The organism is Anabaena sp. UHCC 0451 (assembly GCF_034931405.1).
Lineage (GTDB): Bacteria > Cyanobacteriota > Cyanobacteriia > Cyanobacteriales > Nostocaceae > RDYJ01.
Genome location: NZ_JAYGHA010000031.1, coordinates 1 through 23,695, shown reverse-complemented (window position 1 = coordinate 23,695; position 23,695 = coordinate 1). Strand labels below are relative to the sequence as shown.

General features: G+C 37.0%; 29 protein-coding genes. 16 read left to right on the top strand and 13 right to left on the bottom strand.

Annotation, left to right across the window (positions count from 1 at the left end; translation table 11 throughout):
* Positions 1-11: 11 nt before the first annotated feature.
* The 7 genes from VB694_RS19800 (at position 12) to VB694_RS19770 (ending at position 7,262) form a co-directional block, all read left to right on the top strand.
* On the top strand, positions 12-434 hold the full coding sequence (locus VB694_RS19800; RefSeq protein ID WP_323362047.1) for a hypothetical protein: 423 nt from the start codon (positions 12-14) through the stop codon (positions 432-434).
* Between the two features lie 6 nt (positions 435-440).
* The gene (locus VB694_RS19795; protein WP_323362046.1) at positions 441-1,643 is read left to right on the top strand and encodes an effector-associated domain EAD1-containing protein; all 1,203 of its coding nucleotides are present in this window, start codon (positions 441-443) and stop codon (positions 1,641-1,643) included.
* Positions 1,644-1,663: 20 nt separating this feature from the next.
* Positions 1,664-2,719, top strand: a complete 1,056-nt coding sequence (locus VB694_RS19790) for a MoxR family ATPase (RefSeq protein WP_323362045.1) — start codon at positions 1,664-1,666, stop codon at positions 2,717-2,719.
* 119 nt (positions 2,720-2,838) lie between these two features.
* Positions 2,839-3,906 carry a VWA containing CoxE family protein gene (locus tag VB694_RS19785; RefSeq protein ID WP_323362044.1) on the top strand — a complete coding sequence of 356 codons (1,068 nt, stop codon included), beginning with the start codon at positions 2,839-2,841 and terminating at the stop codon, positions 3,904-3,906.
* 13 nt (positions 3,907-3,919) lie between these two features.
* Complete coding sequence (locus VB694_RS19780; RefSeq protein ID WP_323362043.1) at positions 3,920-5,563, top strand: formylglycine-generating enzyme family protein; 1,644 nt, start codon at positions 3,920-3,922, stop codon at positions 5,561-5,563.
* 188 nt (positions 5,564-5,751) lie between these two features.
* Complete coding sequence (gene avd / locus VB694_RS19775) at positions 5,752-6,096, top strand: diversity-generating retroelement protein Avd (RefSeq protein ID WP_323362042.1); 345 nt, start codon at positions 5,752-5,754, stop codon at positions 6,094-6,096.
* Between the two features lie 107 nt (positions 6,097-6,203).
* Positions 6,204-7,262, top strand: a complete 1,059-nt coding sequence (locus VB694_RS19770) for an RNA-directed DNA polymerase (protein WP_323362041.1) — start codon at positions 6,204-6,206, stop codon at positions 7,260-7,262.
* A 501-nt stretch (positions 7,263-7,763) separates the two neighbouring features.
* Here the strand turns inward: VB694_RS19770 and VB694_RS19765 are convergent.
* The 4 genes from VB694_RS19765 to VB694_RS19750 all read right to left on the bottom strand — a co-directional run bounded on the left by VB694_RS19765 (position 7,764) and on the right by VB694_RS19750 (position 10,512).
* The gene (locus VB694_RS19765) at positions 7,764-8,603 is read right to left on the bottom strand and encodes a formylglycine-generating enzyme family protein (RefSeq protein ID WP_323362040.1); all 840 of its coding nucleotides are present in this window, start codon (positions 8,601-8,603) and stop codon (positions 7,764-7,766) included.
* A 159-nt stretch (positions 8,604-8,762) separates the two neighbouring features.
* Positions 8,763-8,885: a hypothetical protein gene (locus VB694_RS19760; protein WP_323362039.1), complete on the bottom strand. Its 123-nt coding sequence runs from the start codon at positions 8,883-8,885 to the stop codon at positions 8,763-8,765.
* Positions 8,886-8,963: 78 nt separating this feature from the next.
* Positions 8,964-9,545: a hypothetical protein gene (locus VB694_RS19755; RefSeq protein ID WP_323362038.1), complete on the bottom strand. Its 582-nt coding sequence runs from the start codon at positions 9,543-9,545 to the stop codon at positions 8,964-8,966.
* Complete coding sequence (locus tag VB694_RS19750; RefSeq protein WP_323362037.1) at positions 9,523-10,512, bottom strand: DNA cytosine methyltransferase; 990 nt, start codon at positions 10,510-10,512, stop codon at positions 9,523-9,525. Before VB694_RS19750 ends, VB694_RS19755 begins: the two co-directional genes overlap by 23 nt.
* Positions 10,513-10,839: 327 nt before the next feature.
* On the opposite strand from VB694_RS19750, the gene VB694_RS19745 reads away from it, so the two are divergent.
* A complete protein-coding gene (locus tag VB694_RS19745) occupies positions 10,840-11,010 on the top strand; it encodes a hypothetical protein (protein ID WP_323362036.1) in 171 nt (56 codons plus the stop codon).
* Positions 11,011-11,240: 230 nt separating this feature from the next.
* Here VB694_RS19745 and VB694_RS19740 read toward each other — a convergent pair whose 3' ends face one another.
* Entirely contained in the window at positions 11,241-11,456 is a 216-nt protein-coding gene (locus tag VB694_RS19740; RefSeq protein ID WP_323362035.1) for a hypothetical protein, read from the bottom strand.
* A complete protein-coding gene (locus VB694_RS19735; RefSeq protein WP_323362034.1) occupies positions 11,453-12,301 on the bottom strand; it encodes a hypothetical protein in 849 nt (282 codons plus the stop codon). Before VB694_RS19735 ends, VB694_RS19740 begins: the two co-directional genes overlap by 4 nt.
* 283 nt (positions 12,302-12,584) lie before the next feature.
* On the opposite strand from VB694_RS19735, the gene VB694_RS19730 reads away from it, so the two are divergent.
* Positions 12,585-13,064: a hypothetical protein gene (locus VB694_RS19730; protein ID WP_323362033.1), complete on the top strand. Its 480-nt coding sequence runs from the start codon at positions 12,585-12,587 to the stop codon at positions 13,062-13,064.
* Between the two features lie 83 nt (positions 13,065-13,147).
* Positions 13,148-13,477, top strand: a complete 330-nt coding sequence (locus VB694_RS19725; RefSeq protein ID WP_323362032.1) for a hypothetical protein — start codon at positions 13,148-13,150, stop codon at positions 13,475-13,477.
* A 97-nt stretch (positions 13,478-13,574) separates the two neighbouring features.
* Here the strand turns inward: VB694_RS19725 and VB694_RS19720 are convergent, their stop codons facing one another.
* The 5 genes from VB694_RS19720 to VB694_RS19700 all read right to left on the bottom strand — a co-directional run bounded on the left by VB694_RS19720 (position 13,575) and on the right by VB694_RS19700 (position 17,654).
* Positions 13,575-14,348 carry a hypothetical protein gene (locus VB694_RS19720; protein WP_323362031.1) on the bottom strand — a complete coding sequence of 258 codons (774 nt, stop codon included), beginning with the start codon at positions 14,346-14,348 and terminating at the stop codon, positions 13,575-13,577.
* 99 nt (positions 14,349-14,447) lie between these two features.
* Complete coding sequence (locus VB694_RS19715; protein ID WP_323362030.1) at positions 14,448-15,194, bottom strand: hypothetical protein; 747 nt, start codon at positions 15,192-15,194, stop codon at positions 14,448-14,450.
* Positions 15,195-15,536: 342 nt separating this feature from the next.
* Positions 15,537-15,782, bottom strand: a complete 246-nt coding sequence (locus VB694_RS19710) for a hypothetical protein (protein ID WP_323362029.1) — start codon at positions 15,780-15,782, stop codon at positions 15,537-15,539.
* A gap of 79 nt (positions 15,783-15,861) precedes the next feature.
* A complete protein-coding gene (locus tag VB694_RS19705; RefSeq protein WP_323362028.1) occupies positions 15,862-16,455 on the bottom strand; it encodes a hypothetical protein in 594 nt (197 codons plus the stop codon).
* A gap of 150 nt (positions 16,456-16,605) precedes the next feature.
* A protein-coding gene (locus VB694_RS19700; protein ID WP_323362027.1) for an IS630 family transposase occupies positions 16,606-17,654 on the bottom strand; the annotation gives its coding sequence in 2 pieces (ribosomal slippage) (positions 16,606-17,259 and positions 17,262-17,654; 1,047 coding nt in all).
* On the opposite strand from VB694_RS19700, the gene VB694_RS19695 reads away from it, so the two are divergent.
* From VB694_RS19695 to VB694_RS19685, 3 genes are all read left to right on the top strand, one after another.
* Positions 17,645-18,646, top strand: a complete 1,002-nt coding sequence (locus VB694_RS19695) for a hypothetical protein (RefSeq protein WP_323362026.1) — start codon at positions 17,645-17,647, stop codon at positions 18,644-18,646. The two genes, VB694_RS19700 and VB694_RS19695, sit on opposite strands and share 10 nt — an antisense overlap.
* 366 nt (positions 18,647-19,012) lie before the next feature.
* Positions 19,013-19,507, top strand: a complete 495-nt coding sequence (locus tag VB694_RS19690; RefSeq protein ID WP_323362025.1) for a hypothetical protein — start codon at positions 19,013-19,015, stop codon at positions 19,505-19,507.
* 172 nt (positions 19,508-19,679) lie between these two features.
* Complete coding sequence (locus VB694_RS19685) at positions 19,680-20,612, top strand: hypothetical protein (protein WP_323362024.1); 933 nt, start codon at positions 19,680-19,682, stop codon at positions 20,610-20,612.
* Here VB694_RS19685 and VB694_RS19680 read toward each other — a convergent pair.
* A complete protein-coding gene (locus tag VB694_RS19680; RefSeq protein ID WP_323362023.1) occupies positions 20,609-20,827 on the bottom strand; it encodes a hypothetical protein in 219 nt (72 codons plus the stop codon). The two genes, VB694_RS19685 and VB694_RS19680, sit on opposite strands and share 4 nt — an antisense overlap.
* A 150-nt stretch (positions 20,828-20,977) precedes the next feature.
* On the opposite strand from VB694_RS19680, the gene VB694_RS19675 reads away from it, so the two are divergent.
* The 3 genes from VB694_RS19675 (at position 20,978) to VB694_RS19665 (ending at position 22,607) form a co-directional block, all read left to right on the top strand.
* The gene (locus VB694_RS19675) at positions 20,978-21,181 is read left to right on the top strand and encodes a hypothetical protein (RefSeq protein WP_323362022.1); all 204 of its coding nucleotides are present in this window, start codon (positions 20,978-20,980) and stop codon (positions 21,179-21,181) included.
* A gap of 202 nt (positions 21,182-21,383) precedes the next feature.
* Complete coding sequence (locus tag VB694_RS19670) at positions 21,384-22,181, top strand: antirestriction protein ArdA (protein ID WP_323362021.1); 798 nt, start codon at positions 21,384-21,386, stop codon at positions 22,179-22,181.
* 132 nt (positions 22,182-22,313) lie between these two features.
* Positions 22,314-22,607 (top strand): hypothetical protein, encoded by a 294-nt coding sequence (locus VB694_RS19665; RefSeq protein WP_323362020.1) that lies wholly within the window; start codon positions 22,314-22,316, stop codon positions 22,605-22,607.
* An 891-nt stretch (positions 22,608-23,498) separates the two neighbouring features.
* Here the strand turns inward: VB694_RS19665 and VB694_RS19660 are convergent.
* Positions 23,499-23,695: thermonuclease family protein (locus VB694_RS19660; RefSeq protein WP_323362019.1), on the bottom strand; the 197-nt coding region annotated here is incomplete at its 5' end.

Genomic DNA, 23,695 nt, shown 5'->3' with positions numbered 1-23,695 from the left:
CACGGGAAAATATGAGTCGCCGTATTATTGAAACAGAATTACAAGCATCTGGACAACAATCAGATGTAGATGGTTATTTAGACAAAGTAATGAAATATATTCCCTCAGAAACCGTGGGAGTATGGATTACCATCAAAACAATGATAGAAGGAAATAATGATATTCCTCAAAGCAGGATTTTATGGGGAATATTTATATTTTGTTTGTTTTTAACTTTTGCTTATATTCGCTTATTACCATCTGATTCAAAACAGAAGCCAACCATCAAACAAGCGATTATTTCTGTAGGAGCATTTATAGTTTGGGCTATAGCTATTGGTGGTGAACCGTTTAAATCTATTCCTGGGTATTATCCTATTTATGGCTCAATTTTGATGATACTCTATACAGCCGTTATTCCACTCGTTCCTTTAGAACAACGTAAATTGAGTTAAAAAAGAATGAAGTTAAAGAAAGATGAATCAGAAAAATTATTTGATGCATTGTTAGATGGCTATCCAACCTATTCTGATATCCGACTCATGGTAAAATTTAAGCTAGATGAAAATTTAGCAAATGTGACTACTGAAAACTCTAAAATCCTAACGGTTATTTTAGACTTAATTGAATGGGCTGAAACGAAAGATAAAGTATTAGATTTAATTTTGGGAGCTTATGAGAAAAATCCTGATAACCTAAAAATCAAAGAAATTACTTATCAGCTATTAAGTGGAATTTTTAACAAACAGGAGGAAATGAAGCGTGTCTCTCATGATTTAAAGACACGGATTGATACAGTAGTAAATAAACTTAATATTGTTAACAGTACCCCTTTAGAAGAGCCTGCACCAAAAAATCAGCAACAATTAAATTTTAATGAATACCTAGATTTTCATGAATCTATATATTATATAGATTTTCGAGAAGCAGAAAAAAAATTTACAAAAATTAAATCTCATTTTAATGACAAAGGAGATACTGTATTATTTTTGATGGAAAAGAATTTAATTAGACAAGGGGATTTATATTTAAAAAGGCTAAGAAATGAATTAAAACCCCGTCGAGGAAATTTTCGTGAATTCTATACAACATATACTTCAGGCAACTTCGACGGTGTAGTAGAGAAAATTGGCGAATATTTTAATAACATTAAATCACAAAAAATGCCGTTAAATGAATATATCAAATTAGTTATAGAAAATCTTGGTAATTCTTTGCAGAACAATTCAGTTTTCTTTATAGAAATTAAGTGTGATATTAATGAAGCTAGTGAGATTGACCCTTTGATTCCTTGGTTTATTCAAGATTTTTGGCAACCTTTACAAAAAAAAATTCAGGAAGTAACTCAAGACTTCTGTGGAATTAAAGTTTTCGCTGTTATTATTTCTAATTTAGAAATTAGTCAAAGATTATCCTGTCATTTGAATCAAGATGATGCTTTTTTTACACGGGACAAGTTAGTAAAAATTCCATTGCTGGATAATTGGGAAAAACAAGACATTTATGAATGGCTAAAATCCTATCCAACTACCAATTTAAAAAATAGCCGGAGAGAAAGCATAAGTACCAAAATTTATAATGAAACTGACGGAAGACCTAGAGATGTTTGCTATGCTTTAGAACAACAATGGCATAATTTAACCCATTCACCTACTTCCTGTTAATTATTCAATCAAAAATCAAAATGACTTATCAATTTGAAAACAACCCACAAAAACGTCCTGCTAATCCTCATACTGATTCACCCACAAAGGTTGAACCCTATATTGCACCTGATGAATTGATTGATGCAGTTAATTTAGCCATTTTCTTGCGTCGTCCCCTGCTATTAGAAGGAGAAGCCGGTTGTGGAAAAACTCGATTAGCGATCGCAATTGCTTATGAATTAGGATTACCCTTTTATCGTTGGGATATTCGCTCAACTACTAAAGCACAAGAAGGCTTATATGAATATGATGCCATTCTCAGACTTCATGACGTTCAAACTCAAAAGTTAGACACAAGCAATCAAAATCAAGTTAAAGAAGATAATCAGAATGACGTTCAAACTCAAAAGTTAGACACAAGCAATCAAAATCGAGTTAAAGAAGATAATCAGAGGAATCCCAGTAATCCTGAAGATTATCGAACTTTTGGTGCAATTGGTAAAGCTTTTCGCTCAGAAAAACCGGCGGTGGTATTAATTGACGAAATTGATAAAGCAGATATTGATTTTCCCAATGATTTACTAACTGTTTTAGATGAACCTTGGGAGTTTAAAATTAGAGAAACAGGAGAAACAATTACAGCCAATCCTGATTGTCAACCCATTGTAATTATTACCAGTAATAAAGAAAAAGGAAATTTACCTGCTCCTTTTTTACGGCGCTGTATCTATTATTACGTCAAATTTCCAAATAACCCTGGTGAACTTCAAAAAATTGTTGATCTTCATTATAAATACAAGCAAGAGCAAGAGACTAAAAAAAAGCTCAATCCTCCTAATGAATTAGTACAAGCAGCAGCTAAACTCTTTTTGAAAATTAGAGAAGATAAAGGATTATTTAAAATCCCTGGGACAAGTGAATTTTTAGACTGGATAGATGCACTTTACCGTTGTCAAAGCAAACAAAATCCTCAACCCCCTTATCCTGCTGATGAGTTAGAGGGAGGTAAATTAATTCCTTATCGAGAGTTAATTTTTAAAATTCGTCAAGATTGGCAAAAAAATACATCTTTTCCCCAATCCAGCCTAGAATGAACATTTACCAACGGTAGCATCAATAATTTTTCAGAAAACTGCTTCAAAACACATAAAATTAACATACTTACTATGGTCAATCTAAAATCTAAAATCTAAAATCCAAAATTGTGTGACTCATGTTTCAACCAGAACCTTACTTAAAAACCCTTTTTTACCGTTTGCGTGAAGACGGTTTTAATCTAAGTGTCAGGGAATATTTTTCTGCTTTAGATGCGATCGCTGAAGGTTGGGGAACTCAAAATAAAAAAGACTTTAAAAAACTTTTACGCTTGCTATGGTGTAAATCGGCGGAACAACAAGAGCATCTAGAACTGATATTTGATACCATTGTTGTTGAATCTGAAGAAACTGTAGAAATAACAAAAGAGAAATCTGGAAAAAGCCAAGAAGATGTAAAAAATGACAAAATTAACTCAGATTCATCATTAACAGTTGCTTCTAGCACCTCAATTGAAACCTCTCCTATGGTGACAAGCAAACCAGCGATTCAGGATTTATCACCATTAGCTGTTACCACTCCTCAAGCAATACAGGAATATGACAATGATGATGAGTTTAACACTCATTATCCCATTTCACGCCGTTTTATGGTTTATAGCTGGCGGTATTTACGCCGTCCTATTGCTGATGGAGTTAGGGATATTTTAGATATCAAGATGACAGTAGAAGAAGCCACCAAACAAGGGTTTTTCTTACAACCTGTTTATCGTCGGCGAGAAAAAAATCATGCTCACTTGCTGATTTTAGTAGATCAGGAAGGTTCAATGACTCCTTTCCATCATTTTAGTAAAGATTTAGTAGAAACGGCTCAATATGAAAGTTCTATAGAAAAAGTTGATGTTGCTTATTTTCATAATCTTCCAGCAGAATACATTTATCAAAATCGGTTTTTAACTAATAAAGTTGCTTTAGAAACAGTTTTAAGTCAATGTGATAGTGAAACTAGAGTATTAATTGTTAGTGATGGGGGTGCAGCCAGAGGATACCGACGTAGAGAAAGAATATCCGCAACGACAGAGGTAATCTGGGAAATTCAACAACATACTAATTTAATAGCATGGCTTAATCCTGTTCCCCAATTACGCTGGAATAGTACCAGTGCTAAAATCATCTCCCACTTAGTACCAATGTTTCCCATGAATAATGAGGGGTTAATACAAGCGATCGCAACATTACAAAGGTAACAATAAAATTAACATGACTCAAATTACAGATGAAATCATAGCCCAGAATAAAGTAGAGCGATTTGTCAGTCGTTTTGAGTCTTCTTATCGTTTGTTAGCTTATCATGCAGCTTTACCTTTAGTATTAACTCCAGAATTAGTTAACTATCTTAGAGTCCAGTTTCTCAAAAGCGAAGGAGTACCCTGGATTGCAGAAGCTGATTTATTGTTATCTGATTTGTGTCGTCCCGTGGGTTATGAACTTTATGTAATGGATGAATCAGTCAGAGTTTATTTATTACAGCAGTTGGAACAAGATGAAAGATTTGGCGAGAAAAGAATTAAGGAAATTGCTCGTTTATTATTGAATTATGTTAAGCATTTAGCTAAAACTAATCCATTTCTGGGAAATAAAGATATACAAACGCAGAAATGGGGAGCAATGTTATATTTAGATACAGAGCAAACTGTTAGAGAAATTGCTAAATCTATTAATGAATCTATAATAAATAAGGCAGAAATCAGCCGCTTATACAAAATTGCTGAAGATTTTAAACAACAGATAAATAAATCACAAACAGCTAAACCAGAGCAGTTTCAAGATTTATTAAAATATGCTCAGGTAGTTAATGACTTACTAAGGAAACCTGAAACAGTCAAGCAAGAAGAAATTACAAGCTCGTATCAGATAGCGGGTGATAATTTAACCATACCAAAAAGTTTAGTTAATTCTTCTATTAAAACCTTTAAAGTAGCTACCATCGAAATCAAAGAAACCTACACCTTTGATTTTCAAGTTGCCACTATAGAACTTAAAAAACCACGCCTTAATATAGGAAAGCCCCAATTAAACATTAAACGTCAACCACAACAAGCAGATTATTTCCTGGAAAAATTAGGTGATAATCTCACCTTAGAAATGGTGACAATTCCCGGTGGCACTTTTATGATGGGTTCTCCTTCAAAGGAATTAGAACGTCAGAGTGATGAAAGTCCCCAGCATTCTGTCACCGTGCAACCCTTCTTGATGGGTAAATATCCAGTCACTCAAGCACAATGGCGATTTGTGGCACAGTTACCCCAAGTGAACCGTGAGTTAGAGCAAGATCCGTCTAATTTTAAAGGAGCAAACCGCCCTGTTGAAAGGGTGTCTTGGTATGATGCAGTGGAGTTTTGCGATCGCCTATCTGAATATACAGGTAAAAATTATCGCCTCCCTAGTGAAGCAGAATGGGAATATGCTTGTCGAGCCGGAACAACCACACCATTTCACTTTGGCGAGACAATTACAACGGATTTGGCTAACTATGATGGTAACTACACCTATGGAGATGGGGTCAAAGGAGTTTATAGAGAGGAAACAACAGAAGTAGGTAGTTTTGGAGTAGCCAACAACTTTGGCTTATACGATATGCACGGCAACGTCTGGGAATGGTGTTTGGATGACTGGCATGATAATTATAAAGATGCGCCCATAGATGAAAGTGCTTGGTTTAATAGCGGCGAGAAACTAAGTGACAAGCCAGGACGCGCTGTACTGCGGGGTGGTTCTTGGAACGACATTCCTTACTACTGCCGTTCCGCGTCTCGCAACTACAACCTTAGGGACGTGCGCGACCTCATCTTCAACGGTCTTGGTTTTCGTGTTGTTTGCGTTGTTGGGAGAATTCTTCAGTAGCCCTTTATACTCTTCCTCTTTTGCACTTTGCACTTGTTCTTTTGTACTTTTCTTAGCGGAGCAAAGCGGAGCGTTAAAATTTTTTTTTCAAAAAATTAGTTTTGGAGAGTCACCAAATTGCTCTTTTTGTCGTCTCATGGCAACTCAAATTTTTTTAGACAAAATGTAATGTTAAGGTTTGTTAAAGAATGAAGGAATTATCAGTTATCCAAAAGACCTATGACTGTATTAAATGGTATGTGCCAATTATTGAGCGATTACCAAAAATTCATAAGTTCACATTAGGAGACAGAATTATTAATCAACTGTATGATTTATTAGAAGGTTTAATTCAAGCCAAATACGCAAAAAATAAACTTCCTCAATTAGAATCTCTGAATACAAAACTAGATATTTTGCGATATCAGACACGAATGATGCTAGACTTTAACAGAATGTCAGTTGAACGATATGAATATGCTATTAAGCTGATAGATGAAATTGGTACAGAACTAGGTGGATGGATTAAAAAACAAAGAAATAGAGAACATTAAGTTAATATAATAAAGGCAGGAGGCAGTGGTTCAACTTCACTTACCAACCGGGTAGGAGGCAGAAGAAATAAAAGGTACAAACAAACCCATCTGAATTATAGGCACAAATGAAACGTTACGGTAATCTTTACCCACAAATTATTACTTTTGAAAACATACTTTTAGCATCACGTCAGGCACAAAAAGGGAAACGATTTCGAGACAATGTTTTAGATTTTAATTTTCATTTAGAAACAGAATTAATTAGATTACAGAAACAGTTAACCGATAAAACTTATCAGCCAGGGGCTTACCGCACCTTTCACTTAATAAATCCCAAAAGCCGCCTAATTTCAGCAGCACCCTATCGCGATAGAGTTGTTCATCATGCTCTTTGCAATGTAATAGTACCAATTTTCGAGAGAATTTTTATAGCTGATTCTTATGCTAACAGACTTGGTTTTGGCACACATAGAGCTTTGAAAAAATTTACTACCTTTGCTAGAAGCAGCAATTATGTCCTGCAATGTGATATTAAAAAATATTTTCCCAGTATTGACCATATAATTTTAAAAGAATTAATCCGCCAGAAAATTAAATGTGCTGAAACTCTGTGGCTAATTGAGACTATTATTGACAACAGTAACGAACAAGAAACAGTAATTGATTATTTTCCTGGAGATGATTTACTGACTCCTGTAACCCGCAGACGAGGTTTACCAATTGGAAATTTAACCAGCCAGTTTTTTGCCAATATTTATTTAAATAGTCTTGACCATTTTATTAAAGACAAGCTAAAAATATGTAAATATGTCCGCTATGTTGATGACTTTGCTTTATTTAGTGATGAGAGAGAGTTATTAGCAGAAGCCAGATTAGCTATAGAAGAATATTTAGCTAACTTAAGGCTGAAAATTCACCCAATTAAAAGTCAACTATTTGCTACAAAAATTGGTGCAAGTTTTTTAGGGTTTAGAATATTTGCAGATACAATTCGGGTACGAAATAGCAATTTACATCAAGCAAGACGCAGACTCAAGCGATTGCAAACAGACTATCTTCAAGGTAAAATCGAATTGGAAAAGGTGAATCAATCTCTACAAAGTTGGTTCGCTCACTTGGATCATGGGGATACTTGGCAACTGCGCCAACAGATATTTACTTCACTTACTTGGTTGAGGGAGTAGAGAAGGGGTAGGCGAACCCGACTGCGGGGTGGTTCTTGGAACAACAATCCTAAAAACTGCCGTTCCGCGTCTCGCAACAACAACAATAGGGACGAGCGCGACAACATCAACAACAATATTGGTTTTCGTGTTGTTTGCGTTGTTGGGAGAACTCTTTACCGCGAGAGTTGGCAGGTGGGAATCTGTCAAGAGTGCAACCGAAGAGTTCAGCCTACACCTGTGATGTCGGTAACGATATCCGAAAATAAAACTGGGTTGGGTAGCTTGGTAGGTGAAAGCCGAAGACTTGCTCAACCCTCCTAATGCCATTTTGGATTTTGGATTGGGAATTACCTGTTGTATAACAACAACTGAATTTAATAGTACAAATAAACTATTCCGTCCGATGAACTCGTTTGCACTTTCTATAGACCATTTTTGCAAAAAAAATTTTAACGCTCCGCTTTGCTACGCTAAGAAAAAGAACAAGTGTAAAGTGCAAAAGTGCAAAAGTATAAAGAGCTACCGGAAATTTCTCCCAACAACGCAAACAACACGAAAACCAAAAGTGTAGATGATGTTGTCGCGCTCGTCCCTATTGTTGTAGTCGCGAGACGCGGAACGGCAGTATTTAGGAATGTTGACCCAAGAACCACCCCGCAGTACAGCGCGTCCTGGCTTGTCACTTAGTTTATCATTACCGTCAATCCACGCACTCCCATCTGTTGGTGCATCTGTATAATTATCATGCCAATCATCTAAACACCATTCGTCTACATTCCCGTGCATATCATATAATCCAAAGTTATTCGCTACTCCAAAGCTGCCTACTTCTCTTGTTTCTTCTCGATATTTTCCTTTGGGTCCTTGACCATAGGTGTAGTTACCATCATAGTTAGCTAAATATGTGGTAATCGTCTCTCCAAAGTGGAATGGTGTAATAGTTTCTGCTCGACAGGCATATTCCCATTCTGCTTCACTCGGCAACCTGTATTCCCTATTTGTATGATTTGACAACCTTGTACAAAACTCCACTGCATCATACCAAGATACCCTTTCAACAGGGCGGTTTGCTCCTTTAAATCTAGATGGGTCTGGGTCTAGTTCTTTATTGACTTGTGGGAGTTTAGCTACAAATTTCCACTGTGCTTGAGTGATTTGATAACACCCCATGTAGAATGGTTTGATTGTCACTTGATGTTGTGGACGTTCATTATCACGGCTATCTTTCTCTTCTTTTGGTGAACCCATCGTAAAAGTGCCACCAGGGATTAACATCATGTCCAGTTGAATATCATTACCTAAATCTTCTCTAAAATACTGTGCTGTTCTTTCATACTCATGAATCACAATTTTTGGCATTTTTGGTCTCCTGATTGTTATCTATTCTGTTATTGAGACTTTATAAGTTAAATTCAAACATCTTAAATTATCTAGCGATCGCCAAGCACTGCTGCAAGCAGTTGCCCTATATAACAATTTCCCCTAAGAAAATTTATAAAGGTGCGGTGTAATGCGATATTACATAAAAAGCACTGTCACGCGATTGGCTACGCCCCTCAAGGCGATCGCTCTCCAATTCCTACTCGTTAAAGTTTCCCCCAAGAAAATTTGCAAAGGTGCGGTGTAAGGTTGCGATCTCATTTAGCAATAGCATTGATATCACCCTCCAAAATTTCCCCCAAGAAAATAATTAGCTCCGTGATGGAGCATGGATTATAGTTAAGTATTGGTAACATCTGCCTTTTTATTTTTACACTGAAGAATAAAATTCTTTATTTCATCCACAGAACAATGATTTTCAATCATGATTTTCACCTGTGGAACTATTTTAGCGGGTGTAGGTAAGCTTCTATTCTTCCATTCACCATCTACCTTAACTTCATAATAATAACCCCAGCGCCAATGCAGATGGTTAAATTTATCCCTTACCCCTTCAACTCTGGGATATGTAACTATTCTTCCATCCTTGAGCTTCTTATTTTCTAAATAAGGTGCAAGACTACCTGATGCTATCTTTTTCTTGGGGGAAACTTCAGGTTCAATTAATAGTTCAGCACTTGGACAAAGCTCAGTGACCAAATTTTCCCTTAAGAATTGTTCTATTAAATCTGGGGGTGCAATTACTAACTGCTCAATCAGTTGGTCATCTTGACCAAAGAAATAGCATCTAAGATCATTGGGGTCAGTCAAACTATATTTAACAGTAAAGTATTCACCGGGGCTATCTTCTATAATTTCCCCTACTCTGCCATTAAGGATGTATTCACCAGTTTTAAAATTAGGTAATTGGGCATGGGGCATTGGGCATGGGGCATTGGTAAAAATATTCTTCCCCCTGTTCTTTACACCTTGTCCCCTTTCTGCTTGTATTGTCGGGGTTGTCAAGATTGTAGAAACTTCCCCCTGCTCCGTTACCGCTTGTGTCGTGGTTTGATTGTCGGTGTTTGTCGGTGTTAACAATTCCTGCGAGTTCTGCAAGATAACAAACTCGTTTGAGGACAATTTCTGCCTGTTGGGGAGTGACGGCTCTACCGTACAAATCAATACACTCTCGTCTGTTTTTGAGGTGGTGTCCTGTGGCTGGATAAGCGGGAGTTGCACTGATAGTATTTCTCCAGTGTCCGCCAATGGGTACTCTACCCAACCAATTGGGAATCCCATCATCCACCCCGCCACCATTGGGTGTAGCTTGTCCCCCTTGTTGATAAACGGCCTCAACTTCTGCTCTAATCTGTTCGTGCCAGCCGGTCGGCACTTCCCTGAACCTTTGGGATATGTTGTTGGTGTAGGCAATGATGAACAGCCTTTCTCTTTCATGGGGTGCGCCGAGTTCCGCTGCTGATATGATTTGCGGATCTTCGTAACTGTATTCAACCATTCGGAGTCCCCCAAGAATTGCTCTAAGTCCTTTGCTGATAAGTCCTGTGGGGTTTTCAACAATAATGAAATCAGGTCTTCCTTGGGCGATCGCTCGCAAAGCATAGAACCACATACTTGATTCTGGGTGGTCAAGTCCTGATCCGTCACCAGCGATTGATGTACCTGTACAGGGGAATCCGATTGTGAACAAGTTGAATTGTCCTGGTCCTGGTTGCCAGTCTCTAATATCTGAATGTTGTTTAATTTTAGGGAATCGGTAACTGAGGACTCGTTGAGCTTCTGGGTTGTTTTCAATGAAGATATCAGTTCTGATGTTTGTTGCACCTGCGGCTTTAATTCCGAGTTCAAACCCTCCGATTCCGGCGAAGAGTGCAGCGTGTTTGAGCATGATATTGATTCCTCTACTTTTGATAGTTGTAATTCTTCAATTTGGGAAAATGAGTAAGGAACTTTTACCCATCCCTGCCACTCAATAGAAAATCCAGATTTACCAATTTTTACAACTTTTCCACTACGTTGTAATTGTTGGGAATATAAGCGATCTGCTTGCAGCAGCGATTCGCGATCGCCATAGGTGAAGCGTAGCTTATCGCCTACCTGAAAGCTTCTATCTTCATTCTTAAGGGAAATTATCTCATTACTAAAATCACCTACCTGAAAGCTTCTGTCTTCATTCTTAAGGGAAAAGTCAGGATTTGCAGCTAGGAATGTATTAATGAGGGATTCGGGAGCAATAGATAATTTAGCGATCGCTTCTGGATCACGTTCCCAGTTGTTAAAACAATTAGTACCACAAAGAAAATTGATGTCTTCTGAAGATTCACCAAAATTCAACCAATCTACAAAAAATCCTGATTCATTGGTATCAACGATAATTCCTAAGTGAAAGCAAATATCAGACTGTTCAACAATGAATACACCTATTTTTGTGTTAACAGGAATTAATCTATCTAGAGAAGAAGCAGTTTGCTGATTAGATTCGGATAAAAGCTCATCCCAGTAAGGATCATAGGATTGAATCTCTATATCCCCTATCCCACTAGAATACTGTTCAGCAGAAAATAAAGCGGGTGCGGGTTCAGAAGTTTTAACAGCAGCGTGTTTTTTAGCCATGATCTATTTCCCCCCATTAAATTCACTATTTTTTGAAGCAATGCCCTTGTAACTTCCAAAAATCGAATTATCTTGAATAGGTAAAGTGATGGTTCTGCCATTAGGCTCAAGCTCAAGCCAGCCTTTACAGCTTTGTTCAGCACGTTCAATCGTCGGGTAACGTCCCCACAAGAGACACTGCTTTGATCCCTCTGGGAAAAGTAAAGTTAAATATCTCATTGGTTTATCTCCCACTGGTTACGAAGTGAAGCAGCGAAAGCTGCATATTTGCACCGGACATTTTTTGCAGTAGAAAGCCATGCCAAGAAAGCCCGAATAGATGACTCGGCTTTTTCTGGTGACATTCCCTCAATAATTTGGTAAATACTTTCAACCTTGGGGTTAGGAATCAAGAGGCCAGATTCTTGATCAAAGACGCTTAGGTAAATCTGGTAAATCTTTAGTTGCTCTTCAAACTCCAATAAAACGTTAACGCCTGACGGTTGCTCCTCTTCTTGAAAATCAAAATTTTCAACACCACAATCCTGATCTGTAGTGTTTGAAATATCTGAATTAGTCTGAATAGTATGAGGGACTTTAGAAGTCTTGTCTGGTAAGGGTTCTGGAGGTTGATTTTCTGAACTCTCAGATTTTTTTCTGGGATTCCGTAATTTTTTCTGGGATTCCGTAATTTTTTCTGAACTCTCAGATTTTTTTCTGGGATTCTGTAATTTTTTCTGGGATTCCAGAATTTTTTCTGGATTGTCAGAATTATTGTCTTGTTGAGAATCAACCCACTCAATGGTTAATTTACCGGACTTTATAGTGATCGCATTGCATGACTTAAGCTTTCCAATGGCTTCGTAAACGCTACTTTCGGGAATCTGCCACCTTAAAGCAAATTCTTTGGGAATCAATGAAATAGATCGGTCACAGTAAGGATTTTCATATCTAAGAGCTAAATGAACAAAAGCTGTATTGTTAATTAATTTTGCTTTACGAAGTGCAATTAACTCTTCTCTTTGAAGCGGGTAGAAGTCTCCCACAACATTCCCCTGTTGGTTTTTTTTAGGTTTAGGAATCATGATTAAACCTCTACCTCTTCAAAAGTTGCAAGAACGTCAAGACTTGAAGAGGTGAACCTTAGCAAAAATACTGAGTCAGAAAAAACTTGTTGAAAATAACTCGAAAGTGGGAACAGATTTTTTGTGATCTGTGTCATAATGACAAAAGAAGATGTTGGTGTGTAGCTTTGGCAATTCTTAGTTACACGCCACTTTTACAAAAGTTAATACTGCTGTGGTACTGTTGGCAGAAACTCAAGAAATTGCTATAAAGAAATAGTAGCATGAATTTCTATAACGTAATATGAAACATAGAGAAATTTTGGTAAATTCCCTTAAGAAAGCGATCGCTCAAGGTAAAACCGCATCACGGATAGCTGCGGAAAGTGGAGTACCAGCTAGTGCAATTAGCAAATTATTGAAAGGTCAGCAAAAAGATTTAGCAGCTGAACTCTATTTTAAAATTCTGGATTGCTTACCAGAGGACATCAAAAATGATGCTTATACTAGCTTAGGTGTGCGTCAGGTTGCACCTCAGCAAATGAGTAAATACCTAAGTGGTAAGGATATTGCAGAGATAATCCCATTCTTAGGGGAAACTGATAAAGAAGAGGTAATTTCAGCGATCGCTAATTCTGGTGTAATAGGTATATTTGACCTTAAACAGTTGCGAGGTAAGGATATTGCTAAGTTAATTCCTTTTTTGGAGGATAGCGAAACAGTAGAAATACTTTCTGCTATTTCCCAAGCTTTCCAAAATTCCCGGCAAAAAATCAGTGCTTAATTCAGTGTTATATCAGTATTTTTACGCTTCAATGCTTTTGACTATTGGAAGATATTAATTATATATATCTGCCAATTACGCTTATGCCAATGCTGAAAATGAATTGCCAGCTTTCATTGCATCTTATACTTTTATCTATTAATCAGCGCAACAACAGCATAGAGTTTGACAATATTCCAGACGCTGAAAAATTTAATTTTATTCAGAATGCAGTGCTAAAGCTATCAATTGACGATAAAGCAAAACTGGTTAAGTATTTACTGGGTAATGAAGAATTACAAGTTATAGCTAAACCATCTCAATTAAATGCTGCTAATATCCTGAGTGCCAATATTCATCAAATCTCACTGATGGATAAAGCTGAGATGGGGGTCATATTGGCTGCGATCGTTCAACGGTTGAAAAATTCTTAGGGGAAATATGCGATAGCTCGGCGCTGCTGCAAGCAGTTTGCATACATGATGGCAGCGAGCAAAGCTCAATCGCATTATGATAATTATTCGTAAGGGATTAGAAATTAACTGGTGAGACGTTACCTAATTCACGCATGACAGCATCATACAGAGTAGATGGTATAGCGCGTGTAGATTCTAATTGAAATTTTGCTAAAACTTGTCTCACATCATCGTCAGATAATTGATATTCCTTACGTGCGATTGTCCATAATCGCTTTACCTGATCTAGAGTGATTACATCAGGTTCTTTAGGGGATTCAGATGAAAAATTTACTTGATTTGGGGTGATTACGTCGGGTTCTCTGGGAGATTCAGGTGAAAAAATATCACTAATTGGTTTAGACTTTGATTTTTTAATTGGTGATCCCCTAGCTCCTAATGCTATCTCTTCATTTTCCCTAGCAAACTTAGAGGCTCGATAATCGCCCTGTTTGTGCATCAAAGAAGCTGTTAATCTTTGATCATCAAGATATCTGGCCACACCAAAAGCTTCAGCAGCATTTTTGAAAGCATCAGCAGTGGCTCTTTCGATTGGTGTACCACGGCTCATATCTTTGCCATTACTAGAAAGTAATTGTATAGGTGCATTACCTGGAGCTTGTCGGGATACACCAGCAATAGAAATGGTGCAACTAATAAAACAGTAATCACCTATAAAAACTGGCTCGGTCCAGGTGCAAGACCATTCAGGGTAAACCTCATCAAGTCTTTCTCTGATATCCTGCCAAGTAATATAAAACCAACGTCCACCACCGGGTAAAGGCCGCTCCTGGTGTTGAGTTGGTTTGAATGGCTTTTTTAACTCTGCTAGAATTTCATGAAACTCCATAATTTTTGCTATCCTTTAGTTAAGCAGGTGGATTAAATACCTTGGTCGGATTTTGTTTACCTGCCCTCAATTAATGGCTGTGGACTGCGGCCATGATTTTTAGTAAAAAGCTATGTCTTCTAAGAATTCTTCACTAGCATTCTGATCTGCTTGCAGCAGCGATTCGCTATCAAAGTCTTCATAATCATATTCATGATTACGTATAGCTTTATCTCTGCGCTCTAAGAAACAGTATTCATACTGATGTTGATTTTCTGCTCGCAAATATTTCCAGACTGCGAATATATGTTTATCGGGGATTTGTCCACAGGCGATCGCATGGTTTAAAAGATATTTACTGGCTTTATAATCTTGATCAAATGCTTTTTCAATGCCTCGATAAGCGTAACAAGTACAGGTTATATTGTAGCGTAAAAGCTTTAATTCATAAAATTCATCAGTATTTCCCTTAACAATAAATTCATCCCATTCTGTACCTAATTCTAATTTATAGGGATCAGCTTTTGACCAGCAGCGCATTACCAAAACATCTACATAATCAGCTTTAGAAACAAATCGAGAAATACCACGAATTTTTACTTTCTCACCCCGTTTAATAATAAATCCAGGTATATGAATGTAAACAACTCTCTCGTAAACATCAATGGTAATATTGTCAATACCTACTTTAATTTGCTCCTCAGCCCATCCCCATCTTTTCAGTAATTCTTTAGTATTTTCCAAGCTATAAATATGACGCAAAGCGTAATCTTCAGCATTATTTTCATGCAATAATGATTTGTGAAAATTAGAGTAATTATAATTTTCTCGTGTGTGTGCTTTAGCAGAAAATTTTTGAGTAGCCATTGTTGTAATACCTTGGTCGGGTTTTATTACTTTCTATTATAATAGGTATACTCATTAATATCAAGTATTTTACTATAAATTATTGAGGGAAAATAATTAATAATTAATCCAATAAATTTATGATTAATATTTATTATTAAATGGGGAAATTTTGGCAATTTAGTAGTGTTAATTTAAAGACCAACAGTTAGGCTAGATGTTTTAGTAGTAACCGCGTTTTCGCAGTTTCTTCTTTTTCATCTTGTCTAACTGTTGTAGGATTTAAATTATCGCTGCTAAATTGCCCCACGATAGACAAAGCTAATAGATTAGATGTTGTTTTAATCTAATCTATTTATTTAGTTAATAAACCTTGACTGGGGTAGATTTGGTCATTTTGTTGTATGCAATAATCGCAGTCCGCTCCGACTTGTATTTAATTTCTCCAAATAGTTGCCATCCCCCGTCATGTTCATCTTGTTTAGGAATATCTACTAGTACACCAGTTGAAGAAATACCATCATCATGTTTGATTAATACAAAAAAAGCATTTTCTCTGATAGATAGCGAGCGCAAAATTGCAAAGTCTGCGTTAGTTGGTAAATTCATAATTGCCTTTGATGTCGTGAAAATTTTTCTTGAGGGAAATGAAGGGAAGAAAGCGATCGCTCCGTGAACGCTCTTTTTATTATTTAGCTTGATATTGTTGTGTTAATTGGTAAATGTCAGGTAAACCAGCCGCAATGTTTTTACCTCCAGTAGTTAGGCTGTTCCTAGCAGAAATTAAACCTTTGGTGATTAATTCTTGCTTTGCTATTTCGTATTCAGAAGGTTTGATAATTTGGGTTGCTTCGTGCTGGCGATAATCTTTGATGCCAGCGTAGCTAGATTTATAGCATCTGTAGCAGAAGAGAACAATTTTAGCCTGTATGGTTAACTCATCACTAGCAGGTAAATCATTAGGTAACTCTTCAGGATGAACATAAAAAGTAATACCTTTGTCTTGACCTTGAATGATTGAATGAGTAATTATGAAATGATTAACAGGAATCTCAAAAGTTTGAATTGATCCAACTTGATAAGGATCTGTTGTTTCTGGCTTTAAATCAAATCTTTGACCATCTCTAGAAAACATTACAGCAAATTCTTTGCTTCCACCATTCCAAAAGTTAGCTAATGTGTAATGTGTTCTGCCAACTACTTTGAACGTTCTACCCGCATAGCCAAATACTTTTTTCGCTAACGCTTTCATCGTAGCGTCAGATGTGTATAATATTGTCATTGTTGTAATACCTTGGTCGGGTTTGTTTACTCCTTAAATATAATAGGTATACGTATTATATGTCAAGATTCTTAGGGGAAATAATTAATAATGAAATTGATGATAAGTAGGTGAGCAGAAAAAATTAAAGGTATGTAAAGAAAAGTTAACCTAATTAGCTTTGTTAAATTTAGTACGTTCTGTCCGGTGTTTTCCTTTTTTACCTCTGGTTTCAACACCATCCATAACTGCATACGCTAGTTCTAATTCATCCTCAAACATTTTTCCGGCAATTTCATCTCGTTTAAGATGTTGCCATTCTAATTCAATTGGATTCATTTCCGAGCAATATTTAGGAAGGAAAAACATATATAAACCCATGTTTTCCCACTTTGTCCATAATGCCTGAACTTCTCGACAACGATGTATTGGTCCATTATCTTGAACTATGACTCTCATTCGTTTATTCTCATATGCTTCTTGCGCCTCTTGTTCCATCATTTTGATGTAAGAACTGCGCTTAACTCCTCCAATTACTAGACCATAAATAAAGCTAATTAATGGCTGAAATAGCCCAATAATACTGATTCTGCGTCCACGTCTTTTTGTTTGTTCGAGCTTTTTTTGTTCTCCTTTTTGATAGTATGTATAACCTGAATCACTCCAAGCTGAAAATCCTGATTCATCTAAATACTTTAGGTCTATTTCTCCACTAGCCGCAGCCAGTTCTAGCATATCCATATCGGCTTGTTTACTTGCACGATTCACTGGATCTTGTTTTGCTTGATGACTTATTCTTATTCGCTTCCATCTCACCCCTTTTTTTTTAGTCCCCGTCTGACTGTGTTGGTACTTACTTTTATCCCACGCTCTTTATCCAGTTTTTCTGCTAATTGCTTACTGTTATAAGTTCTTGCTTCTTCTTTCAAGCATTTTTCCAAATATTCAATGTCAGTTTCCATCAATTTTGGCTTTCTCCCTCGACCTGGTAACTCATGGAGTCCTTCTATTCCTTCTTTTTCCCACTTATTCAACACGAGTCTTACTGTTTGTTCTCCCCAATCAAAGTGAGCCGCTATTTTTTCCACATACCAACCATCGGCATTTAATCTGATTACTTCAGCTCTATCTTTTACTTTCTGTGGTACTTTTGCTGTTCTCAGGTCAAACAACTCTCTATCTTGTTCTTTTGTCAGGAATATCCTTAACCTTGACCCCATATTTACATCACCCTAATATATGTTTTTCCGTATTTACTTATCTTTACACACCTTTAATTTTTTTTGCTTACCTACTTATACATAGAGAAATATCTATAGATAAATCATATTTAGCAGCACCTAATAGAAAGCGGTTGTCACCATTAATCAGAAAATTATTGAATTTAGGAATTTTAGAGAAAAATTATAGTCATTTAGATTACGGCTGTGGGTTCGGACAAGATGTGGAGAGACTGCGATCTCAATTTGACTTTAATTCCACTGGCTATGATCCTCATTACTTCCCAATTTCCCCTAAGAATGCTGATATTGTCACCATGAATTATGTGTTAAATGTTATTAGTGATTTTGAACAAAGAAAAGAAGCATTATTAAAAGCATGGAATTTAACTAATAAAATATTAGCGATCGCTACCAATATTCAAGGTGGGATTAATTCTAAAAATAAAAAAACAAGATGGGAAACTTATACTAAAAGCTTTAATTATATAGAATTAAAAGGATTTATAGAGTCTACTTTAGGATATGAATTAGTTAGAATAGATAAAGATAAATTCATGATTTCTAGAGATGGTTATAAATATGATTCACCCATGACCTATAAAGAAGTTATTACTAAAATTGAACAAATAAAATTACAGGGATGGATACCACCCAAAGAAGCTGTAATTAAAGGATACTGCAATGATTTTAAACCCAGATATATTGGTAAAATAGATCCTAACGATAATCCAAATTTTCCCGGCAGAATTAGATATTATAGAATGTATTCTAAAATTGGTGGTCTTCCTGGTAAAAATGGGATGGTTAAATGCTTGCATATTCCTGGGGGAAAAGATGGGGAAGCAATGAAGCAAGCGATCGCAGCCATAAAAAGGCGAGATGAAATATTAAAGATTAAGTTTCACTGCTTAAAACAATCTTTTGTGCAAGAATTTGCAGGATATAAAAATTTCAATTTTTTAAAGAATGTTGTTACATTTTACGAATAGAAAAAACCAAAAACCCAGCAGTCCAATTTCTCGGTTACTATTGGGGGCAAGATTTTTTATATTATTAAATTTCGGATTTAACTTTAACATTGGTAAATTTTTAAATAGAAAAAATTATAGTGAAGCACTATGATTATAAATATTTAAAAATCTACTATTATTAAGGATAAATCCGAAATTTCTAATAATATAAAAAATCTTGGATGTCCATCAGTCATTAGTCATCAGTCATCAGTCATTAGTCATTTTTTAACAGTAATAAATATGAGGCTTGATGTGATTGTGATTAAGTTTTATTGTTTTTAACTATTGACATATAATGGGTATACCTATTATAATATATATAGTTGAGTTAGAGAAATCAAGATGTTAATTAGAAAAGGATTTGTGGATCAAGTAAAGATTTGGGAGTTTGTGAAAAAATATGAAAAAATGTTAGAAAATGAAAGATGGAATAGAAAAGAAAATGTTAGTGGCAGAAAATGTTTATGGTTTGGTGTTGGGGTAGAACTAGGATTTAATTGTAGTATATTTGAAGGATTAGAAATTAATAATGGTTTGAAAAATAAGTGTAATGAGTTGTGGAGTGGAGAAGATTGGAATAGTATTTTGTTGTATAAATATAGTGTTAATTGTGAGTTAAAAAGTCATATAGATAGAGAAATTTTTGATAACAAGGTTGTGGTAATTAATGTAAGTAAAGATGATTTATTTGGTGGTAATGTTGAATTTATGTATGGGGGAAAAAGTGAAATTTTAAGTAATGGAGAGATTATTGAGTTTAATAATAAAATTTCACATGGAGTTAGTAAAGTTAAAGATGAAAGATGGAGTTTAAGTATTAGAAAGGTTAAAGTGTAGTTTGTGTAATATATGTATTATTTAATTAATAATGGTGGTGTTGACCACCTTTTTTTGTGATTATGGCAGTAGTGGCTGTGTTGCTTGCTGTGATTGGATTTTGTCGTTTTTGCCCCTTGACATATAATAGGTATACCTACTATAATATATATAGCTGAGTTGGTTTTTTCCCGTGGTTTCCTCTTCTGTTCCTGCTCCTCATTCTGCTGTTGTTGCTTCTCTTGCTGGCTCGTTCCCTGGCTTGGGCGTGTGTTCGGTTCGTCGCTCCTCTCGTGCTTTTTCCGGCTGGGTTTGTGTTTGTTCCTTTGGTTCTTTGTCCGTGGCTCGTGCCTTTGCTAGTCGTGCGGCGGCGGCTTTCTTTGGTTCTGGTTCGTTTTGTGTGGTTCGGCGTGTTGGCCGTCGTTTCCGGGTTTCCGTTCCCTGCCTTCCCCCCCGGTCTTTGGTTGTTGCGTTGCGCCCTCGGTTTGTGCGTGTTGGCCGTTTCCGTGTCCGGTTTCCTGGTTCTTCTGCTGCTGCTGCTGCTGCTGTTTCTGCGTTGCGTTCTCCGTTGGCTGGTTTGTTGCGTGGGGTGCGTTCGGTTGGTTTTTCTGGTTCTCGTTCCCCTTCCCCTGCTGCTTTGTCTGCGCTTGCCTCTGCTTGTGCGGTTGTTCCTGCTTCTGGTTGTCGGGTTTCTGTGGGGTGCGCTGGTGGTGTTGACTTGGCCGTGCGTGGTGTTTTTTGTAGTTCTCGTTCCCTGTTGGTTTTTTCTGCGGCTGCTCCTCGGTTTGCTCGTGCCGGTGCTGTTGGTGCGCTTGCGTTACGTTCGGCTGCTTGTGTCCGGTCTGTTGCTCCTGGCCGCCGTGGTTTGTTGGTGGTTGTTCCCTCCGGCGGTTGTCCGGCTGGTGTCCGCCCTGGTCGCTCGTTTCGTGGGTGCGGCTCTGGTTCGTGGGGTTCGGCCGCTCTTGCCCTTGGCTTGGGTCGTCGTGTGGTTGTGTGGTTGCCTTCTGGTGTTGTCCCCCCTGCGTGGTCTAGTTTCTCCTGGTCCTGTGCCGGTGCTGGTTGGTGGTTGTGCGTTCCCGCTCCTGTTCCCGCTTTTGCCTCCCCTGTTCAGTTGGCTCTGTTCTAGTTGTCTGTGGGGGTTTCCCCACTTTTTTTATCCAATTCATCCAAAGCTTTGGCGATCGCTCTTCTGACAAATTCACTTTTACGTTTTCCCATTGAATCCAGTTTAGTCTTCATGGATTCAGCAAGTTTCACGTTAAAGGTATGAATAATCGGCTCGTCTCCGGCTGCTTGAAAGCCAGATTTATATAGATCAGGATTTCCACCAGGTCTAGGCATTTTACGTACCTTTCTACTCTGTACTTCGATTTTATTATAATTAGTATTCCTATAATAAATTGTAAAGAAATGTTAAAAATATCTTGCATATAATTAGTATACCTATTATAATAAAGGAGTAAACAAAACCCGACCAAGGTATTTACTCAAATGAAGGATCAAATTACACCTGTATCAATTTTTATTCCTATCCCTGGAATCAATGACTACGTAGAAGTAAATGGCGCAAAGATGGAAGTTATTGATGGTAAACAATATCTCAGAATTAGTTGTTTAACAACAGATGGTAAGGAAGTTTTGTTAAATCCATCTGACTTGCAAGTTTTCTTTAATCGCTGTGCAGTTCCCTTTTAATTAATTCCCCCGCGATTGCAACTATAGCGATCGCTCCTCAAGCAATTGCTATTACCTGAAAGTGCGAAGGCCGCCACAAGCTACGAAGCAGGAAAACCCGGCAGGGAAGGGTAAACCCAAAGTTGGCACAGAACAAAAGTAATAGCTATTGCCCCTTAATAATTTTTCTCTTCATTTCCCTCAAGAACTAAAAACAGTGTGTATGTACGGGTTAATATTTGATTCTGAACAAGATGCGATCGCCATTGAAAATCAAATGTATGGATTTAGCCGATTAAAGAATTTATTGGTATCCAAAACCATTGATTACAATGCCTTAAATTTAGCCATTAGTTTAGCAGGTGTAGAGCGCCCGGTAATTAGTCAATCTTCAGCCAGTCCCTTGAAAAGTCGTTTACCATATCCTGAGCATGAAAGAGAATGCACAGATGAAAACACCCCTAAAATCTATGTAGCTTGTTTATCTGCTTATAACTCAGGACATTTACACGGGCTATGGATTGACGCTACCCAAGACCCAGAAGACATACAAGATGATATTAACTGGATGTTGTCTTGGTCCCCAATGTCAGATGATGAAACCTGTGAAGAGTGGGCAATTCATGACTATGAAAATTTTCACGAGTTCTCATTAGGAGAAAATAAAAGCTTAGATTATGTTAGCAAATTAGCCCAAGCTCTAGATAATGCTAGTGATTCTGCTGCTATGGCTGCATGGTTGAATTATGCAAAAGATCCAGTCAATGATCCAGATATTGAAGAATTAGCAGAAGAATTTAGTAGTTATTACTGTGGACATTGGGAATCAGAAACAGACTTTGTTTTAAAGTCTGAGGAAATGCAAAATATGTTTAACTGGTCAGAATTTGAGAAACAGTTTAAATTCTGGTCGCAACATATTGACTGGGATTCTGTGGCTAGGGAATTATTTATAGAAGGCTATGATTCTGTAAAAGCTCACCCATCTGGTGTTTATGTTTTCCGTGAATATTACGGCTAGTTAATTGATAAATAGAGCGATCGCTTTAGTTGCAGATATAGAGCGATCGCCTATTTTCCCTTACGAATAAACCCTATTAGGGATGCAGCATATTTTTACTAAATGCCTTAGCTGCATAGGCAGGAGAATAAAATGTTTAATTTCAACAAGAAAGGACTAGATTGTTCAGCTTCAAATACAAATGCTAAAGGTCGTCAAGAAGAAGAATATGGCGAAAATGCCAAAATCACAGAGCTTTTCATTGAGGATGTTAAATACTCTCAAGAAGGGCATTTAAATCAGTCTGAAGTCGAAGAATGGGCTGATAAAATTCTTGAAGATGCTAATACAGATCCCCAGCTTTGGAAAAAAGGAGAACCTGAGTATGATCGATTTGGGAGAATGATTACAGATGGTTGGGGATTAGACGTTAGTGGAGAAAATTAATTAGTTTTATAGTGATCGTCATTTAGGCGACCTGCTTGCAGCAGCGATTCGCTATCGCTCCCCGCTTCATTTCCCACTAGAAAAACAGGACATAAACAATGAGAAATATGGTCAACTCCGTTCGCCCTTGGAGAAAATACCAAGGAAACTACGAAGATAATTTGACAGTTATCAGCTTCGATAGAATTCCTTTTGATCTTAAGATGAAATATTTGGAAAGGGGCTTTTCCCCAGCCATAAGGATTTTTTCAATCTACCCCCCCTACGGAGAATTATTAAATTGGAGGGTTAGCCAATAAAGATCGCTCTCTTATTTTCCCCTAATAATTAAGGATATCGTTGAAGGTATCCTTTTTTTATGGATTTAATTTTATATAACGTCCCACCCACCATCCCCCAGTTCCACCGTCCCCTAGTCCCCATTTCCCCTTACCCTCAATTTTCTATTTTTAATAATTTATTTGTTTAATATTGTTTTATATTTTAATAAAGGTTGTTTTTAAAATTTCTCAGTGAGTATTGTTATTTTTTATTAGTGTATTAACAGTTTAATCAGTTTTACTCTCAGTCTTTTTTTATTATGGTTAATTAGCGTGGTTTTAGGTTTTAATAAAGATTTTTTAAAATGGACTCTGGCTTTATTAATCGTGGTTGATATCAAATTTTAAGATCGTGTTAACAGTGTCTTCAGTCTTAATCTCAGTCTTTTTTATTGTGTTTAATTATCATGGTTTTAAGATCAATGGGTTGATTTGTTTGCATCATAGTTAGTCGATTTGTTCGCTTCGCTCACGCCCACCCACCCACCCGGACTGCTCGCTATCGCTCGGATCATTGTCGTTGAAATTGATCAATTTGCTCATTCGTCGGGGACCATAAAGGTCCCGCTCCTCAATCGCGTTGTTTCCGTTTAGCTTTCCGGTATTCCCAAGGTTTTTGGTGATCACCTTTCCATACTCCTATTTTTTCCCATTTAGCGATCGCTTCAGCAGTTGCAATCATAGGCTGATTCGGACAATTTCGATACTTATCATAATTATAAGCAAATCCTTTCATCACAATTTCTTTATTGATGAACTTCTGGGGAC

Bases quoted from the DNA above. Each gene is read 5' to 3' on its own strand.
- VB694_RS19755 (WP_323362038.1), bottom strand. From the start codon at position 9,545: ATGCCCCATGCCCAATTACCTAATTTTAAAACTGGTGAATACATCCTT.
- VB694_RS19720 (WP_323362031.1), bottom strand. From the start codon at position 14,348: ATGGAGTTTCATGAAATTCTAGCAGAGTTAAAAAAGCCATTCAAACCA.
- VB694_RS19800 (WP_323362047.1), top strand. From the start codon at position 12: ATGAGTCGCCGTATTATTGAAACAGAATTACAAGCATCTGGACAACAA.
- VB694_RS19765 (WP_323362040.1), bottom strand. From the start codon at position 8,603: ATGCCAAAAATTGTGATTCATGAGTATGAAAGAACAGCACAGTATTTT.
- VB694_RS19795 (WP_323362046.1), top strand. From the start codon at position 441: ATGAAGTTAAAGAAAGATGAATCAGAAAAATTATTTGATGCATTGTTA.
- VB694_RS19790 (WP_323362045.1), top strand. From the start codon at position 1,664: ATGACTTATCAATTTGAAAACAACCCACAAAAACGTCCTGCTAATCCT.
- VB694_RS19670 (WP_323362021.1), top strand. From the start codon at position 21,384: ATGTACGGGTTAATATTTGATTCTGAACAAGATGCGATCGCCATTGAA.
- VB694_RS19770 (WP_323362041.1), top strand. From the start codon at position 6,204: ATGAAACGTTACGGTAATCTTTACCCACAAATTATTACTTTTGAAAAC.
- VB694_RS19665 (WP_323362020.1), top strand. From the start codon at position 22,314: ATGTTTAATTTCAACAAGAAAGGACTAGATTGTTCAGCTTCAAATACA.
- VB694_RS19705 (WP_323362028.1), bottom strand. From the start codon at position 16,455: ATGACAATATTATACACATCTGACGCTACGATGAAAGCGTTAGCGAAA.
- VB694_RS19785 (WP_323362044.1), top strand. From the start codon at position 2,839: ATGTTTCAACCAGAACCTTACTTAAAAACCCTTTTTTACCGTTTGCGT.
- VB694_RS19725 (WP_323362032.1), top strand. From the start codon at position 13,148: ATGCCAATGCTGAAAATGAATTGCCAGCTTTCATTGCATCTTATACTT.
- VB694_RS19710 (WP_323362029.1), bottom strand. From the start codon at position 15,782: ATGAATTTACCAACTAACGCAGACTTTGCAATTTTGCGCTCGCTATCT.
- VB694_RS19760 (WP_323362039.1), bottom strand. From the start codon at position 8,885: ATGAGATCGCAACCTTACACCGCACCTTTGCAAATTTTCTTGGGGGAA.
- VB694_RS19675 (WP_323362022.1), top strand. From the start codon at position 20,978: ATGAAGGATCAAATTACACCTGTATCAATTTTTATTCCTATCCCTGGA.
- VB694_RS19750 (WP_323362037.1), bottom strand. From the start codon at position 10,512: ATGCTCAAACACGCTGCACTCTTCGCCGGAATCGGAGGGTTTGAACTC.
- VB694_RS19690 (WP_323362025.1), top strand. From the start codon at position 19,013: ATGTTAATTAGAAAAGGATTTGTGGATCAAGTAAAGATTTGGGAGTTT.
- VB694_RS19780 (WP_323362043.1), top strand. From the start codon at position 3,920: ATGACTCAAATTACAGATGAAATCATAGCCCAGAATAAAGTAGAGCGA.
- VB694_RS19735 (WP_323362034.1), bottom strand. From the start codon at position 12,301: ATGATTCCTAAACCTAAAAAAAACCAACAGGGGAATGTTGTGGGAGAC.
- VB694_RS19745 (WP_323362036.1), top strand. From the start codon at position 10,840: ATGAGGGATTCGGGAGCAATAGATAATTTAGCGATCGCTTCTGGATCA.
- VB694_RS19715 (WP_323362030.1), bottom strand. From the start codon at position 15,194: ATGGCTACTCAAAAATTTTCTGCTAAAGCACACACACGAGAAAATTAT.
- VB694_RS19680 (WP_323362023.1), bottom strand. From the start codon at position 20,827: ATGCCTAGACCTGGTGGAAATCCTGATCTATATAAATCTGGCTTTCAA.
- VB694_RS19730 (WP_323362033.1), top strand. From the start codon at position 12,585: ATGAAACATAGAGAAATTTTGGTAAATTCCCTTAAGAAAGCGATCGCT.
- VB694_RS19740 (WP_323362035.1), bottom strand. From the start codon at position 11,456: ATGAGATATTTAACTTTACTTTTCCCAGAGGGATCAAAGCAGTGTCTC.
- avd (WP_323362042.1), top strand. From the start codon at position 5,752: ATGAAGGAATTATCAGTTATCCAAAAGACCTATGACTGTATTAAATGG.